The 15544-nt window shown below is 67.8% G+C and carries 12 protein-coding genes; 7 read left to right on the top strand and 5 right to left on the bottom strand.

The genetic code is table 11. The features are described from left to right. Positions 1-47: 47 nt before the first annotated feature. Together ACVT6V_RS10295 and ACVT6V_RS10290 are read left to right on the top strand one after the other, a co-directional pair. Positions 48-2387 (top strand): helicase-associated domain-containing protein, encoded by a 2340-nt coding sequence (locus tag ACVT6V_RS10295; protein ID WP_489899708.1) that lies wholly within the window; start codon positions 48-50, stop codon positions 2385-2387. Between the two features lie 142 nt (positions 2388-2529). After that, the gene (locus tag ACVT6V_RS10290) at positions 2530-4197 is read left to right on the top strand and encodes a DNA repair helicase XPB (protein ID WP_489899707.1); all 1668 of its coding nucleotides are present in this window, start codon (positions 2530-2532) and stop codon (positions 4195-4197) included. A 330-nt stretch (positions 4198-4527) separates the two neighbouring features. On the opposite strand, the gene ACVT6V_RS10285 is transcribed toward ACVT6V_RS10290, so the two are convergent. Beyond that, the gene (locus ACVT6V_RS10285; RefSeq protein ID WP_489899706.1) at positions 4528-5871 is read right to left on the bottom strand and encodes an LppU/SCO3897 family protein; all 1344 of its coding nucleotides are present in this window, start codon (positions 5869-5871) and stop codon (positions 4528-4530) included. A gap of 82 nt (positions 5872-5953) precedes the next feature. Between ACVT6V_RS10285 and ACVT6V_RS10280 the strand changes: the two genes are divergently transcribed. Beyond that, entirely contained in the window at positions 5954-7117 is a 1164-nt protein-coding gene (locus ACVT6V_RS10280) for a pyridoxal phosphate-dependent aminotransferase (RefSeq protein WP_489899705.1), read from the top strand. A 310-nt stretch (positions 7118-7427) separates the two neighbouring features. Here ACVT6V_RS10280 and ACVT6V_RS10275 read toward each other — a convergent pair whose 3' ends face one another. Beyond that, positions 7428-8411: an LLM class F420-dependent oxidoreductase gene (locus tag ACVT6V_RS10275; protein ID WP_489899704.1), complete on the bottom strand. Its 984-nt coding sequence runs from the start codon at positions 8409-8411 to the stop codon at positions 7428-7430. A gap of 104 nt (positions 8412-8515) precedes the next feature. Here ACVT6V_RS10275 and ACVT6V_RS10270 point away from each other — a divergent pair, with 104 nt between their 5' ends. After that, on the top strand, positions 8516-9157 hold the full coding sequence (locus ACVT6V_RS10270) for a TetR/AcrR family transcriptional regulator (protein ID WP_489899703.1): 642 nt from the start codon (positions 8516-8518) through the stop codon (positions 9155-9157). Here the strand turns inward: ACVT6V_RS10270 and ACVT6V_RS10265 are convergent. Both ACVT6V_RS10265 and ACVT6V_RS10260 read right to left on the bottom strand, forming a co-directional pair. After that, complete coding sequence (locus tag ACVT6V_RS10265; RefSeq protein WP_489899702.1) at positions 9150-10739, bottom strand: GMC oxidoreductase; 1590 nt, start codon at positions 10737-10739, stop codon at positions 9150-9152. The genes ACVT6V_RS10270 and ACVT6V_RS10265 overlap by 8 nt on opposite strands. A gap of 143 nt (positions 10740-10882) precedes the next feature. Beyond that, the gene (locus tag ACVT6V_RS10260) at positions 10883-11833 is read right to left on the bottom strand and encodes an SMP-30/gluconolactonase/LRE family protein (RefSeq protein ID WP_489899700.1); all 951 of its coding nucleotides are present in this window, start codon (positions 11831-11833) and stop codon (positions 10883-10885) included. A gap of 128 nt (positions 11834-11961) precedes the next feature. Between ACVT6V_RS10260 and ACVT6V_RS10255 the strand changes: the two genes are divergently transcribed. From ACVT6V_RS10255 to ACVT6V_RS10245, 3 genes are read left to right on the top strand one after another with little or no spacing between them, the layout of a single operon-like run. Beyond that, positions 11962-12543 carry a TetR/AcrR family transcriptional regulator gene (locus ACVT6V_RS10255; RefSeq protein ID WP_489899699.1) on the top strand — a complete coding sequence of 194 codons (582 nt, stop codon included), beginning with the start codon at positions 11962-11964 and terminating at the stop codon, positions 12541-12543. Then, the gene (locus ACVT6V_RS10250) at positions 12536-14056 is read left to right on the top strand and encodes a flavin-containing monooxygenase (RefSeq protein WP_489899698.1); all 1521 of its coding nucleotides are present in this window, start codon (positions 12536-12538) and stop codon (positions 14054-14056) included. The genes ACVT6V_RS10255 and ACVT6V_RS10250 overlap by 8 nt, the downstream gene beginning before the upstream one ends. Then, complete coding sequence (locus ACVT6V_RS10245) at positions 14028-14696, top strand: acetoacetate decarboxylase family protein (protein ID WP_489900770.1); 669 nt, start codon at positions 14028-14030, stop codon at positions 14694-14696. Before ACVT6V_RS10250 ends, ACVT6V_RS10245 begins: the two co-directional genes overlap by 29 nt. Positions 14697-14724: 28 nt before the next feature. Here the strand turns inward: ACVT6V_RS10245 and ACVT6V_RS10240 are convergent, their stop codons facing one another. Continuing rightward, a complete protein-coding gene (locus tag ACVT6V_RS10240) occupies positions 14725-15537 on the bottom strand; it encodes a mycofactocin-coupled SDR family oxidoreductase (RefSeq protein WP_489899697.1) in 813 nt (270 codons plus the stop codon). Positions 15538-15544 lie beyond the last annotated feature (7 nt).

The raw sequence follows: 15544 nt of genomic DNA, 5'->3' as shown, positions 1-15544 counted from the left end.
AGCCTGCGCCGACGTACGACGATCGCCCGCTCAGTAGAATCGGCCGAATGAGTGCGGATGACCAGGATTTACGCCTGGCCGATGATCTGACGCTGCGCGATGACGACGCGCTCGTCGAGTTGCTCACCGCACGCCCCGATCTCGCCTCCCCGCCGCCCGCCGGCTCCGGGGTGCTGGCGTCGCGAGCGCTGTCGGCGGCCTCCTCGGCCTTGGCCGGCGAGAACCTGGACCTGCTCGCGGTGGCCGTCCTCGAGCAGGCCATCAGATCGAGCACCGAGGGCTCGGGCCGCATCCCCGCGCCGACCAGCGTCGACGCCATCGTCGCGAAACTCTCCGGCCGGGCGGAGCGTGCCGACATCATCGACCGGCTTCGGTTGCTGCGCAGCCGTGCGCTGCTCTGGGGACCCGATGACACGCTGTGGTCGGGAGCGCATGCGCCCGCGGCCCTGCCCTGGCGTGCCCACCACCTCACCGGTCCACTCGCTGACAAGACCCCCGACGACCTGCGCGCGATGATCGACGGCCTCGACGAACGCCAGCGGGGTCTGCTCGAGACCCTGTCCCGTGGACCCGCGTTGGGCCGCAGCCGCGATGCCGCGCCCAATGCGGATCCCGAGCAGCCGGTCCCTCGGCTGATCGCCGCGGGGTTGCTCGCACGCATCGACGATCAGACCGTCGAGTTGCCACCGATGGTGGGCCAGATCCTGCGCGGCGAGCCCCCGTTGCGCACCGACGATCTACGCTCGCCGGCGCTGCACGAGGCGAAGGCGAAGGCACGCTTCTCCCGCGGCGCGCTCGAGGGCGCCGCCGGTGGCGAGGCACTCGAGCTGATCCGGCACACCACCACGCTGATCGGTGCGCTCGGGGCGACTCCCGCTGCCGTGCTGCGCAGCGGCGCGCTCGGCGTCCGCGAGCTACGCCGCCTGGCGAAAGTGACCGGGCTCGAGCAACAGCGCGTCTCCTTCATCGCCGAACTGCTCGCCTACCTGCGACTCATCGACGCCGGATTCCCGGACCCGCCGCCGCCGTCGGACACCGGCGAGCAGGCCTTCGCCCCCACCCCTGCGGCCGACAGCTGGATACACCAGCCACCGGAGCGCCAGTGGTGGGTGCTGCTCGGCGCCTGGCTGGAGATGCCGCGGCGGGCCTGGCAGGTGGGCGAACCCGACCGCGACGGCAACGCTCTGCCCGCACTGTCCGGAGACCTGCACGACGCGTACGCGCCAGTGCAACGTCGCGCCATCCTGGAGACCCTGTCCGAGGCGTCGCGTTCCGCCCCGGTGGACACGGACGCGCTCGTCGCCGCGCTGCACTGGCACCACCCTCGGCAGATCCGCCGCTTCTCGCGGCGCATTGTCGACGAAACATTAAGGGAAGCACGGGAACTCGGCGTCGTAGCGCATTCGTCGATCACCGCCGTCGGACGCGCCGCGATCGATGACAGCGTCGGGGACGAGGCAGAGGCGGCGATCCTCGCCGCGATGCGCACGGCGCTGCCCGAACCGGTGGACCACTTTCTCACGCAGGCCGATCTGACATTGACGGTTCCCGGGCCGATGACCCCGGAACTGGCCGAACAGGTTGACCTGGTCGCCGATCTCGAATCCGGCGGCGCGGCGTCGGTGTACCGGGTGTCCGAGAACAGTGTCCGGCGGGCGCTGGACGCGGGCCGCAGCAGCAGCGAACTCCTCGGCATGTTCACCGCCCATTCCAGCACTCCGGTGCCGCAATCCCTGACCTATCTGATCGAGGACGTCGCGCGTAAGCACGGACAGCTTCGGGTGGGGGTCGCCTCCTCGTTCATCAGATGTGAGGACCCCACGACGTTGGCGGCGGTGTTGCGCAGCGATGCAGCCGATCACCTGGCGCTGCGGGCACTCGCACCCACGGTGGCGGTGTCACCGGCCGACATCCGCGATGTGATCGACCGCCTGCGGTCGGCCGGCTTCGCCCCGGCCGGCGAGGATTCGACCGGCACCTTGGTGGACCTGCGGGAACGCGGCAGCCGGGTCACCGTGGCCCGGCCACGTCGGCGGACGCAGCCTCGCCGGACTGCTCCGTCCGCGGAGCAGCTGCGCACGGTGATCTCGCGGATGCGCTCCCAGGACCGCGCCGCGTCGGCGCGACCGGCCTCGTCGTCGGCCTCGGCGGCGCCGGTGCGCGCCTCCGGCGGTGGCGAGTCGGCGACCGCGCTGATCCAGCTCGCGTTGCGGGTGAACCGCCGTCTGCGTGTGGACTACGTCGACGCACACGGTTCGGCGAGCCGTCATGTGGTCACCCCGCGCACCCTCGGCGCAGGTCAGCTGGTGGGCGTCGACGCCGGAACCGAGGAGGAGCAGTATTTCTCGCTGCACCGCATCACCAGCCTGGAGTTGATGGAGACCTGAGCGGACCGAGCCGTCGCGTCCTCGCGCGAGCCCGGCCCGATCTTCCCCTGACCTGCGACTCACGCGGTGTCGGCCTCCTCGGCGAGACCTGCACGACGGTCGTGGCCTGACAGGATTTGCTCCTATCTGGACAATGGACGGGGTGACCGATGGACCTTTGATCGTGCAATCCGACAAAACGCTGCTGCTCGAGGTGGATCACCCCGACGCGCCGGCGGCGCGTGCGGCGATAGCACCCTTCGCGGAGCTCGAGCGTGCGCCGGAACATGTGCACACCTATCGCGTGACGCCCCTGGCGTTGTGGAACGCCCGCGCGGCCGGTCACGACGCCGAACAGGTGGTCGATGCGCTGGTCACCTATTCGCGCTATGCCGTGCCGCAGCCGCTGCTGATGGATGTCGTCGACACCATGGGCCGGTTCGGCCGGCTGCAGCTCGTCAAGAATCCGGCACACGGACTGACCCTGGTCAGCTTCGACCGTGCGGTGCTCGAGGAGATCCTGCGGAACAAGAAGGTCGCGCCGATGCTCGGCGCCCGCCTCGACGACGACACCGTCGTCGTCCACCCGTCGGAGCGGGGCCGACTCAAGCAGGTCCTCCTGAAGGTCGGCTGGCCGGCCGAGGACCTCGCCGGCTATGTCGACGGCGAGAGGCATCCCATCGCCCTCGAGCAGAAGGAGTGGCATCTGCGTGATTATCAGGAGATGGCCGCCGACTCCTTCTGGGCCGGCGGCTCCGGTGTTGTGGTGCTGCCGTGCGGCGCCGGTAAGACGATGGTCGGCGCGGCCGCGATGGCCAAGGCCGGCGCCACCACTCTGATCCTGGTGACGAACACGGTCGCGGGCCGGCAGTGGAAGCGCGAGTTGATCGCGCGGACCACGTTGACCGAGGAGGAGATCGGCGAATATTCCGGGGAGCGCAAGGAGATTCGGCCGGTCACCATCGCCACCTATCAGGTGATGACCCGCAAATCGAAGGGTGAGTACCGCAATCTGGACCTGTTCGACTCACGGGACTGGGGCCTGATCATCTACGACGAGGTGCACCTGCTGCCCGCGCCGGTGTTCCGGATGACCGCGGACCTGCAGTCGCGGCGCCGACTGGGTCTGACCGCCACGCTTGTCCGCGAGGACGGCCGGGAGGGTGACGTGTTCAGCCTCATCGGGCCCAAGCGCTACGACGCACCGTGGAAGGACATCGAGGCGCAGGGGTGGATCGCGCCCGCCGACTGCATCGAGGTCCGCGTCACGCTGACCGACGAGGAGCGCCTGCAGTATGCGGTCGCCGAGGCCGACGAGAAGTACAAGCTCTGTTCGACCGCGCACACGAAGGTGAACGTGGTGAAGTCGATCCTCGCGCGGCACAAGGATTCTCAGACCCTGGTGATCGGTGCGTATATCGACCAGCTCGAGGAGCTCGGACGTGAACTCGACGCCCCGGTGATCCAGGGCTCGACGAAGAACAAGGAGCGCGAGGCACTGTTCGATCGCTTCCGCTCCGGTGAGCTCCAGACGCTCGTGGTGTCGAAGGTGGCCAACTTCTCGATCGATCTCCCCGAGGCTTCCGTGGCGGTGCAGGTGTCCGGCACCTTCGGTTCGCGCCAGGAGGAGGCGCAGCGGCTGGGCCGGCTGTTGCGGCCGAAACGCGATGGTGGCCAGGCACATTTCTACTCGGTGGTCTCCCGCGACACCCTGGACGCCGACTATGCCGCCCACCGGCAGCGCTTCCTCGCCGAGCAGGGATACGCCTATCGCATCACCGACGCCGACGATCTGCTGGGCCCGACCATCGGCGAGGAGTCGCCCAGCTGATCCGCGTCAACCGTGGACTTGCCACATGCCGGCACGTCCAGGAAGTTCGCAGTTGACGCCGAGGCCATCTCCAGCATCGCGGAACACAGTTGAGTCGTCGGGGACACAACAGAACTCATCGAGAAAGCGATAGACATGACCTTCCGCAGAGACGCCGGCGTTGCCGCTCCCATCACTTCCCCGGGCAGCCCGACCTATCGTCGCCGGCGCCGTTTTGATCCGGCGACCAAGAAGTGGGAGTGGGTCTGGGGCCAGACGAGCTGACCCCGGCAGCACTCCCGGACGGCACCGCCGCCCTCGGATTCACCGACGGGCGGCGGTGCCGTCTGGTCATGTGGTCGGCTCGGCCAGGCAGTAGCCGATCGGCGTGGGCAGGGCGAAGTAGACCTCGAGTTGGTCACCGGTGCATGAGGGTTGACCGTTGGTGCGTTGCTCGACCTGGAAGATCGCGGTTCCCGCACCTCTGAGCGCTCCGCAGTCGACCTTCTTGTAGTCCGAGAGACTGGCGGTGGGCAGGCCACCGATCGGGATCTGGTAGCACTCGCCCTGCGTGAGATTGGGGACCAGGCACAGTTGTTCGCCGGTCTTGTCGCCGTCGCGCAGCCAATACAGCCGCGAGTAGTCCTCGGATGGGCAGGGGGTGCCGTTCACCTTCTGGGCCACATAGAAGGTGAACTTGCTGCTCGACGAACAGTCGGTTTTCTTCGCACTGACGTTCTCGTCGCTCTGACTGCCGCTGATCGAGACGCAATCACCGATCGCCACATCCTTGCTGTCGGTGACCACATCACGCATCACGAAAGCCACGACTCCGACGATCGCGATCACCAGGACGACCACGACTCCGATGACCCACCAGAGCCGCTTGCTCGACCGCTTGCCCTGCTGCGGCGGATACGGCGGCTGGCCCGGGTAGGGCTGCCCTGGGTAGGGCTGCCCGCCGACTGGTTGACCGGGGTACGGCTGTCCGCCGGATGGCTGACCCGGGTACGGCTGGCCCGAGGGTGGCTGACCCGGATACGGCTGGCCCGAGGGTGGCTGACCCGGATACGGCTGGCCCGAGGGTGGCTGACCCGGATACGGCTGTCCTGGATACGACTGGCCCGGATACTGCTGGCCCCCGGATGGCTGTCCTGGATACGACTGGCCCGGATACTGCTGGCCCGCGGATGGTTGGCCGGGGCCCGGGTACGGCGCGGCGCCGGATTGCCCCGTGTCGCCGGACGGCGAAGTACCGGGGTACTGCTGAGAGCCGGGGTACTGCTGACCGCCCGGATACTGCTGGGCATTCCCCGGGTATGACTGGGCACCCGGATAGGACTGGGAGCCGGATTCCGGCCCGGTACCCGGATACGACTGGCCTCCCGGCGGCGGCTCTCCCGAGCCGGGGTACTGCGAGCCGGGGTACTGCGAGCCGGGGTACTGCGAGCCGGGGTACTGCGAGCCCGGATACTGGGCACCACCCGGATACTGCGAGCCACCCGGCTGGGCACCACCGGGATACGCCTGGCCTCCCGGGTACTGTTGCCCACCCGGATACTGGAAACCTCCGGGCTGCTGCGCTGTGTCGCCTGGGTGCTGACCCGCATCGTCGGGCTGCGATGAATCCGAGGGACCGTGATCGTCCGGCCTGTTCGGAGAATCCGGATTCGGTGGTACCGGCGGCGTGGTCATATTCGCAGATGCTACCGCCGCCGATGGCTTGTCGGGCGGTGTCTTCTGCCGGATGACCGACGAATATGTCAGCCTTGAGGCCGTGCGCACCGTATCTCGCCTCCGCCCTTTCGGCACCACGATCTTCGCCGAGATGTCCGCGCTCGCCGTCGAGCATCACGCGGTCAACCTGGGACAAGGGTTCCCCGACACCGACGGTCCGGAATCGATGCTCGAGGCCGCGCAGCGGGCCATCGCCGAAGGACACAACCAGTACCCACCCGGGATCGGCGTGCCCGAGCTGCGGCAGGCGGTGACCCGCCACCAGAGCAATCACTATGGACTCGACTACGACCCCGACACCGAGGTGCTGATCACCGTCGGGGCGACCGAGGCGATCGCCGGTTCGGTGGTCGGACTGGTGGAACCCGGTCGGGAAGTCGTGATGATCGAGCCCTACTACGACTCGTATGCGGCCACCGTCGCGATGGCGGGCGGCATCCGCCGCACCGTGCCACTGATTCCCGATGGCGACGGATTCCGTCTGGACCGGTCGCGTCTGGCCGAGGCGTTCGGCCCGGCCACCGCCCTGATCCTGGTCAACTCGCCGCACAACCCCACCGGAACCGTGTTGTCCGACGACGATCTGGCCGAGATCGCCCGGCTGTGTGTCGAACACGACGTGATCGCAGTGACCGACGAGGTGTACGAGCACCTGTTGTTCGACGGCCGGACACACCGGCCGCTGGCGACATTCCCGGGTATGCGCGACCGTACCCTGCGCATCTCGAGCGCCGCCAAGACGTTCAACTGCACCGGCTGGAAGGTCGGATGGGTCAGCGGTCCGTCCGACCTCGTCGCGGCCGCGCGGTCGGCCAAACAGTTCATGTCCTATGTCGGGTCCGGACCCTTCCAACCGGCGGTGGCAGGTGCTCTCGACGCCGAGATGGACTGGGTCCGTAACTCGGCTGCCGCGCTGGAGCGCAAGCGTGACCTGCTCTCCGCCGCCCTACGGGATGCGGGGTTCGGCGTGCACCGGAGCGAGGCGAGCTACTTCGTGTGCGCGGATCCGCGCCCACTCGGGTTCGACGACGGCGTCGCATTCTGCCGTGCCCTGCCCGAACGCGTCGGTGTGGCCGCGGTCCCGGTCAGCGCCTTCGTCGACGACGTCGAACCCTGGCGCCACCTGGTCCGCTTCGCGTTCAGCAAACGCGACGACGTGATCGCCGAAGCCGCGCAACGACTTCGGCGATTGCATCACTCCTGACCCGAAGCGGTCGGCGACTTCCCAACGGCTTGAGGCGGCCACACCGACCCCCGGGGAACGAGCGTGCGAGCGTCGCGAAGGGCTGCCCTTCGTGACGCATCCTCGCAAGCTCGGAGGCTCCTCAGGGACCGAGTTTGCGGCGGTTCGCAGGCTCGCAGGCTCCTCACAGCCAGGGACCGAGTTTGCGGCCGCTCGCACGCTCCTCACAGCCCCAGAGACCGAGTTGCGGCGGTTCGCAGGCTCCTCAGGGACCGGGCGGGGTGGACTGCTGCGCGAGCGGGGACTGTGGGCTCAATTCACCGACCAGCTGTCAGCGCAGTGCCGGCATCACCTCGTTGACGAACAGATCCAGGGTGCCGGTGTCGCGAGCGATGTCGGGGAAGTAGAAGATCCCGTAGGACATGCCGAGGTCGGCCATCGCGGTGAGGTTCGCAACGACCTGTGCCGGCGTTCCCACCGCGGGCATCCCGCGGAAGGCGCCCATCGTGGCCTTGGCGGCCTCCGCGGGGACCGATTGCGCGAGTCGTGCCTCGAGATCGTCGAGCCGCCGTTGCACCTCGTCCTCGGTCTCTGCGATCACGACGTTGTAGTTTGCCGACCGCACGATCGAGTCATAGTCGCGGCCGAGGTCGGCGCAGTGCTCTTGCAGTACCGACGACTTGTGCGCGAAACCCTCCGGGGTGCCGTCGAAGTTCGTGTAGTCGGCGAACTCGGCCGCGATCCGCAGGGTCTTGCGTTCTCCCCCGCCGGCGATCCAGAGTGGGATTCGACCGGCCACCGGCTGCGGCGCGCAGATCGCACCGTCGACGGAATAGTGGGCGCCGTCGAACGTGGCGCGCCCGGACTCCCACGCCTGCTTCATGATCTGCACGCCCTCGTTCAGCCGGGCCAGCCGCTCCCCTGCTGACGGGAATCCGTAACCGTAGGCGCGCCACTCGTGTTCGTACCAACCGCCGCCGATGCCCATCTGCACCCGGCCGCCGGAAATGAGATCCGCAGTGGCCGCCACCTTGGCCAGATACATCGGATTGCGGTAGCTCATCGCCGTACACATCTGCCCGATGTCCACCCGGGAGGTGGTGGCCGCGAACGCCGACACGAGCGTCCACGCCTCGTGCGTGGCCTCGTCGGTCGGTAGCGGAACCGTGTGGAAGTGGTCGTAGACCCAGATCGAGTCCCAGCCGGTGTCCTCGGCCCGTCGAGCCACGGACGACATCACCGACCACTGGTCGGCGGGCGGGATTCCGGTGAGGTCCAGACGCCAACCCTGCGGAATGAAGAGACCGAATCGCATGGGCCCACGCTACCCGTCGAGCGACGCTGCTCGGCCGACTCCGGCACGACTAGGATGAGGTGGTCCGGCCGGTCGTGCCGGCGACAGGTGGAGGAACGAGCACGATGGCCAGGGGCCGCAGCGACCAGGTGGCAACGACACGCCACCTTCTGCTCACCACCGCCGAACGCCTGTTCGCCGAAGAGGGCATCTCGACGGTCTCCAACCGGCATATCAGCGAAGCGGCCGGACAGGGCAACAACTTCGCCGTCGGATACCACTTCGGCGGGCGACTCGAATTGGTGCGTGCCATTCTGGACCACCACAACGCCCTCATCGAACCGCTGCGCCACGAGATGATCCAGGCACTGGGACCCGATCCCGCACTGCGCGACTGGATCGCCTGCCTCGTCCAACCTCAGAACGACTATCTGGGCGCCCTCGGCACGCCGACCTACTTTGCCCGCTTCTGCGCGCAGGTCAGCACGGACCCGGGTTACGGCCCACTGCTCTACGAACAGGCCACCGCATCCGAAGGGCTGATGGCTGTGCTCACCGGCCTCTATTCGTCAGTCCCGCCGCTCCCGGGGCCGATCCTGGACAACCGGGACACCATGGCGCGCAACATGATCGTCCTCACGATCGCCGACTTCGAGCGGGCCGTGGCGACCGGAGAGGCCAATTGTTCGTGGGCCGAGATCAGCGATCAACTGGTCGACGTCCTCGTCGCCCTGTGGCTCGCGCCGGTGACGCGGGAGACTAGATGATCGTGCCGACGTCCTTGGCCACGATGCTGTCGAGAGCACGCTCGGCGACCGCCGCGATCGTCATCGACGGGTTACAGGCTGCGGCATTGCCCGGGATCAACGCGCCGTCGAGCACGTAGAGGCCCCGCTGGCCGTGCACCCGTCCTTCCAGATCGCAGACCGGTCCCATGTTCGCGCCGCCCAGCGCGTGCCACGTCGACGGGAAGACCGCATTGGTGTCGGTGAGCACTCCGCTCGGACCGACGATCGCCGACGCCGTCGGATGTATCGCCTTGGTCTGGATGCGGGCGTCCCCCTCGTGCGGCCACCACAGTTTGGCCTCGCCGGCGCCCGAATCGTAGGTGAAGTGCCCCCGCGCGTCGCTGACCCCGTAGCCGACCATCATCGTGGAGTGCGCATCGACCCCGAACGACGGGATGGACGCCTGGATGACCGTATGGGCCAGTGACGGATTCGACCAGTTCAGGCTGCCGTACACGACCGGACCGCCTTGCACGGCGCCGAATCCACCGGACGGATCGGACCAGACATAGATCCGGTCGGCGTTGGTTCCCCAGCCCGCGCCGAGACCGTCGGGCAGGTCGCTGATGAGTCCACGCGCCGACGCACGCACAAGCAGCTTGGTCGTGTTCAGGCTGCCCGCCGCCATGATCAGGGCGCCGGTCGTGAGGATCTTGCGCTCCAATGTCGTTCCGTCGCTGTCGATGCGGTCGACGTGCACGGTCCATCGCCCGTCCCGGGCGCGCGCGACATCGATGACCTCGTGTTGCGGGCGCACGTCGACGAGCCCGGTACGCTCGGCTGCGGCGAGGTAGGTGACGTCGACGGAATGCTTTCCACCGTTGTTCACCCCCATCGCACCCGACCCGTCGGTGTACGACGGCTTCATCTTGCCCTCGATCTCGGCGATCGCGTAGTTCCAGTCGATCGGCATCGGGATCTTCGACACGGGCAGACCGGCCGCACGGGCATGGCGCGCAAAGGTTCTCACCGCGCGATACTGCGGCGTGTTGATCAACCGGTCCGGCGCGGTCTCCAACTGGAGCATCCGTGCCACCCGCGGGTAGTGCACGCGGTTCATCGTCGCCCAGTCGAGCCGTTCGGGCAGCTGGGTATTGAAAACGTCTTCGGCCGGCTTGAGCGTCATGCCCTGGTAGACCAGCGACCCGCCGCCGACACCGGCGGCACACAGGGCCGTCATGTTCTCGCCGACGACTGCCTCCACCAACCCGACGTACGGGTCGAAAGCAACAGGGCGACCGAACAACTCGGGCGCCGACCGATACCAGAGCATGCGCTTGTCGGGATTGGTCGGACTCGGGAAGGTCGTGGCGTTCGGGCCGGTTCGCCATCGGCGCCCCCGCTCCAGCACCACCACCGGTACGCCCGCCTCGGCCAGCCGCAGCGCGGTGACACCACCACCGAAACCCGATCCGATCACCACCACCCGGTGATCTTCGCGCGTCACCCGAACTCGTTTGCCCGGTGCCGCATTGGCCAGTCCGGCCCCCATTCTCGGGACGGTTGCGGCGGCCACCCCCGCCGCCGCAACCCCACCGAGAAACGATCGACGTGCAATCACGTCAGTGTCCCCCTCGACATTGTCGTCCTCGTGACCCGCCGCGCTTGCTCGCGGGTCCCGGCCATTGAAACATGTTTCAGTCGTTTGACTCAATAGCAGGGGCGAATTGTCCGGTTCAGGCGCGCCGGCCAGACGACGGGCAGTCAGCGACGCAGCGCGATCCGCAGCACGGCGCCACTCTCGGTGCCCGCGACGAGCTCATCGGGGCGGTTTGGTCGCATCGCAACCGACGTCACCGGCTGACCCACCGCGGACGAACACACCGAGCCGGTGGGCACGTTCACGATCGCGATCGTGCCGGTCGTCGACGTGACGGCCAGGGTCCGGTGGTCGAGTACGGCCAGGTCGTCGAGCAGCCCCGGAAGCGGCGACGTCACGTCCGCCGCGACCGAGGCCGCGGACGGATCGGCGATGGGAACGCGCAGAACACGGCCGGTGGCACTCACGGTGAGCGTGACGTACAGGTTGCCGTCCAGCGCGACGATGCCGTTCGTACCCGTGCCGTTCACCACAGCCGAGGGCGCGAGGTTGTGGGGCGCCGAGCGCGACCATTCGTCGTCGATCGTCCCGTCGCGATCGACGCGCAGAACACCGAGCCTGCCGTCGGCCACGTAGAGCCGTCCGGCATCGTCGAAGGTCATGCCGTTGGGCATGCCCAATCCTGCCGCGAACACGCTCGGCCGCGGATGCTGTGCGTCCGTGGGCATCCGAAGTATCCGCCCCGTGCGGGGAGCGCCGGGAAGCATGTTGACCGCAGTGTCGCCCGAGGCGACATAGAGCAAGCCGTCGGGTCCGGGCCGAATCGAACCCGGGGCGACGACGTGCACCCGGGCGGTGCGGCGGCCGGCGCGATCGAACCGTTCGACGATGTTGTCGAACGATCGTGACACCCAGAGGTTGCCCCCGGCGTCGAAGGTCACATTCTCCGACCAACCGGTGGCGCCGGGAGTCGGCGCCAGGGTTCTCACCGACACCTGCGGGCACCCCTGCGCCGATGCCGGACCGGCCCCTACCGCCGAGGCCACCGCGGCGGTGAGGGCCACCACCGACATCGCGATCCCACGGGTTCCCCTGTGCCGCCGTGCAGATGCCATCGATTCCCTCCCTGGCCGAACGTCCGAGCAGGTCGAACGCTATCCGATCGTGCGTACGCCGTACAGCCTCCTCATCGAAAGTAAAAAGCAGTCTGGACTGTTTCTTCTTTCCCGGCTACGCTCACGCCATGACGGACGATCCCGGCGAAGGGCCGCGCACACAGGCCCAGCGCACGGCCGCCACGCAGGCGAGAGTGTTGGACGCAACGATCGACGCACTCGTCGAACTCGGTTACGCGCGGACGACGACGCAGGAGGTGAACCGTCGGGCGGGGGTATCGCGCGGGGCCCTGCTGCACCACTTTCCCACTCGTGAATCGCTGGTGGTGGCGGCCGTCGGGCACCTCGTCGAACAGCGGATGAGCGAGATCCTCACCCGGCCACGAACCGGAGACGAGGACATCTCGGTGATCTTCGAGGCGTTCGGCGGACGCCTGTTCGATGCCGCCCTCGAATTGTGGGTGGCCGCGCGCACCGACCCGACCCTGCGGGCGGCGATGATTCCGCTGGAACAGAAGGTATCCGACGCGCTGATCACCGGCAGCACCGAACTGTTCGGCACTCGATACACCCCCGAACAGATCCTTTTGACGGTCGAACTGGCACGCGGTCTCGCGGTGTCGCGCATCCTGCGCAGCCCCGAGACCGACGACGCTCTCATGACACGGCTGCTCACCAGTTGGAAAGGCTTGCTGACGAACGATGAGTGAGAACACCACGAATCTCCCCGCTCGTGTCGACATCCTCGTCGTCGGCGTCGGTTTCGGCGGTCTGGCAGCGCTGCACCGCCTGCGCGACGACCATCCCGATCTCCGCATCGTGGCGATCGAGCGCGCATCCGGAGCCGGCGGGGTATGGCGGGACAACGACTACCCGGGCGCGGCATGTGATGTGCCGACGTCGCTGTACTCCCTGTCGTTTGCACCCAACCCCGACTGGTCACACAGCTACGGCCGCCGGCACGAGATCCGCGACTATCTCGTGAAGGTCGCCGGTGACCATGCGGCCCATATCCACTACGACTGCGCGTTGATCGATGCCGAATGGGATGCAACGCAATCCGACTGGGTCGTCGTCACCCAACAGGGCACCGTCCGGTGCCGATTTCTGGTGACGGCACCGGGAGCGCTCTCCGAACCCGGCACCCCGGACCTGCCGGGCTTGGCCGACTTCGGCGGCACGGTCTTCCACAGCGCGCACTGGGACCACGGCCACGACCTCACAGGTCGGCGGGTCGCCGTGGTCGGCAGCGGCGCGTCGTCGGTACAGATCGTTCCCGAGATCGTCGACGACGTCGAACATCTGACCCTCTTCCAGCGCACCCCCGCGTGGGTGGTGCCACGGCTGGACCGTCGTATCAGTCGCGCCGAGAAAAGCATCTACCGCCGCTTCCCGGCGGTACACCGGCTGATGCGGCGCGTTGTGTACCACTACCGCGAGCTCTATGTGATCCTCATGGCACGTCGGCCTCAGCTGCTGCCCATCGCCACCGCGATCGCCAAGGCGCAGTTACGCATCCAGGTTCGCAACCGCACGCTGCGCCGACGGCTCACCCCCGACTACACGATCGGCTGCAAACGCATGCTGCTGACCAACAAGTGGTTCCCGGCCCTGCAGTGCCCCAATGTCACGGTGACCGGCGCGATCACCGCGCTCGACGAGAAGGGCGCGGTCGATGCCGACGGCCGGATCCACCCCGTGGACACAGTGATTCTCGCGACCGGGTTCACCCCGACCGAACCTCCCCTCGCGAAACACATTCGCGGGCGTGGCGGGATCTCGCTCGCCGACTGCTGGGCGGGTTCACCGAACGCGTATCGCGGCGTGTCCGTCCACGGTTTCCCCAACCTGTTCCTCCTCTACGGACCCAACACCAATCTCGGCCACAGCTCCATCGCGCTCATGCTGGAACCGCAGGCGCACTACGCGAGCACGACGATTCGCCATCTGCGCGATCACGGATACGACACCGTGGAGGTCAGCGCCGCTGCGCAGGACCGCTACAACGCCGACCTCGACGACGAATTGCGCGGCACCGTCTGGAACACCGGCGGTTGCGCGAGTTGGTACTTCGACTCATCTGGACGCAATTCGGTCATGTGGCCGACCTTCACCCGGACGTATCGGCGCATGATGTCGGTCTTCGACGCCGACGACCATATCCTCGACCGCACGCAAGAAACCTGGAGTGACCATGTGGAGTGTCGCCGAATCCCGTACTGATCGTGACGACTGGCCGGTCAGCCCGCCGGCACCCTGGCCCGCGACGGTCCGGGCCTGTCTGTGGTGGCACCGCAGCACACCGGATGCCGAGGCTCTCACGATCGGAGACCGGCCGACGCTGCCGATGACGGTCGGCATGATGGTCGACTACCTGGAGTCTCCGGTCGGCCCTTACCGCGAGGTCCTCGCCAGTCCCGTCCTGCTCGCGCCGTCACGCCGCTTCGGCGCGCTGCCGCGGCTGCAGGTGCCGTTCATCGCGGTCGACTCCGAACGATCGGTCCATGGTGGGCGTTGCCATTGGCTGCTGCCGAAGGTGCTCGCGAAATTCACCGGCGATGTCACCCGCGGCAGCGCCGTCGCAGGTGACAACTGGTCGGTGACCGCCGACGTCCGACCCGCTCGGCTCTCACCTCCGCTCCCGCTCTCCGGCGCGCTCGGTTTCGCCCAGCCGATCAGTCGCCCAGGCGGAGCCGAGCACTTCCTCTGCGGGACAGCACGACTCGTCGGCGCCTTCCGGCCCGCGCGGGTCACGGTGAACTGTGACGGCCCGACGTTACCGGGCTGGCTCACGCCCGGGGACCACGTCGGGATCGTGATCACGCGGGGCCGGATGACGACCGGCCGAGGGCGACGGCGTTGACACCGGTCACCTCGGCGGTGCTCCGCGATCAGAAGTACTGGGCGCCACCGTCGACCGAGATGTGTTCGGCCGTGATGAACTTCGACTCGTCGGACGCCAGGAACGCCACCACGTTCGAGATCTCCTGGGCCTCGGCGACGAACTGGTTGAGGAACGTCATGCCCATGCCCGCGAGCCGCGGATTCGCCGCGTTCGTCTGTTCGATCCGCTCGACCATCTGACCCGAACCCATCGGCGTGGCCACGGCACCCGGATGCACGCTGTTCACCCGGATGTTGTGGTTGCCCAGCTCCGCGGCGAACGCGCGCGTCATACCGACCATCGCATGCTTGCTGGTGGTGTAGTGAACCATGAACGGCTGCAGCTTCTTACCGGCCAGCGAGCTGATCAGCACGACCGATCCCCCACCACGTTCGATCAGGTGATGCGCGGTCGCGGTGACCGTGTTCCAGGCGCCGATCACGTTGATGTCGATGGTGTCGCGGAAGCTGGTCGGGGTGACCTCGTCCCAGGTCTCCGGAATGCAGATGCCTGCGTTCGCGACCACCACATCGATCCCACCGAATCGTGAGACACCCTCGTCGACAGCAGATTTCAGCGCATCGAGATCACGGACGTCGCACCGCTGGAGGTACGCCTTGGGGCCCTGCTCCTCGATCAGCCTGCGGGTCTCGTCGAGATCGGCCGGCGTGGCGGAGTCGTACGGCACCCCGGGTAACGGCCCGGCGAGATCCACACCGACGATCTGTGCTCCCTCACCGGCGAGCCGAACAGCGTGCGCGCGCCCCTGTCCGCGCGCCACGCCCGTGATGAAGGCAACCTTGTTGTCGAGACGCCCCATGGCGGAG

Source organism: Gordonia sp. LMA167 (assembly GCF_058130025.1).
The sequence above is the reverse complement of the archived record's forward strand: the minus strand, read 5'-3'. Positions and strand labels throughout refer to the sequence as shown.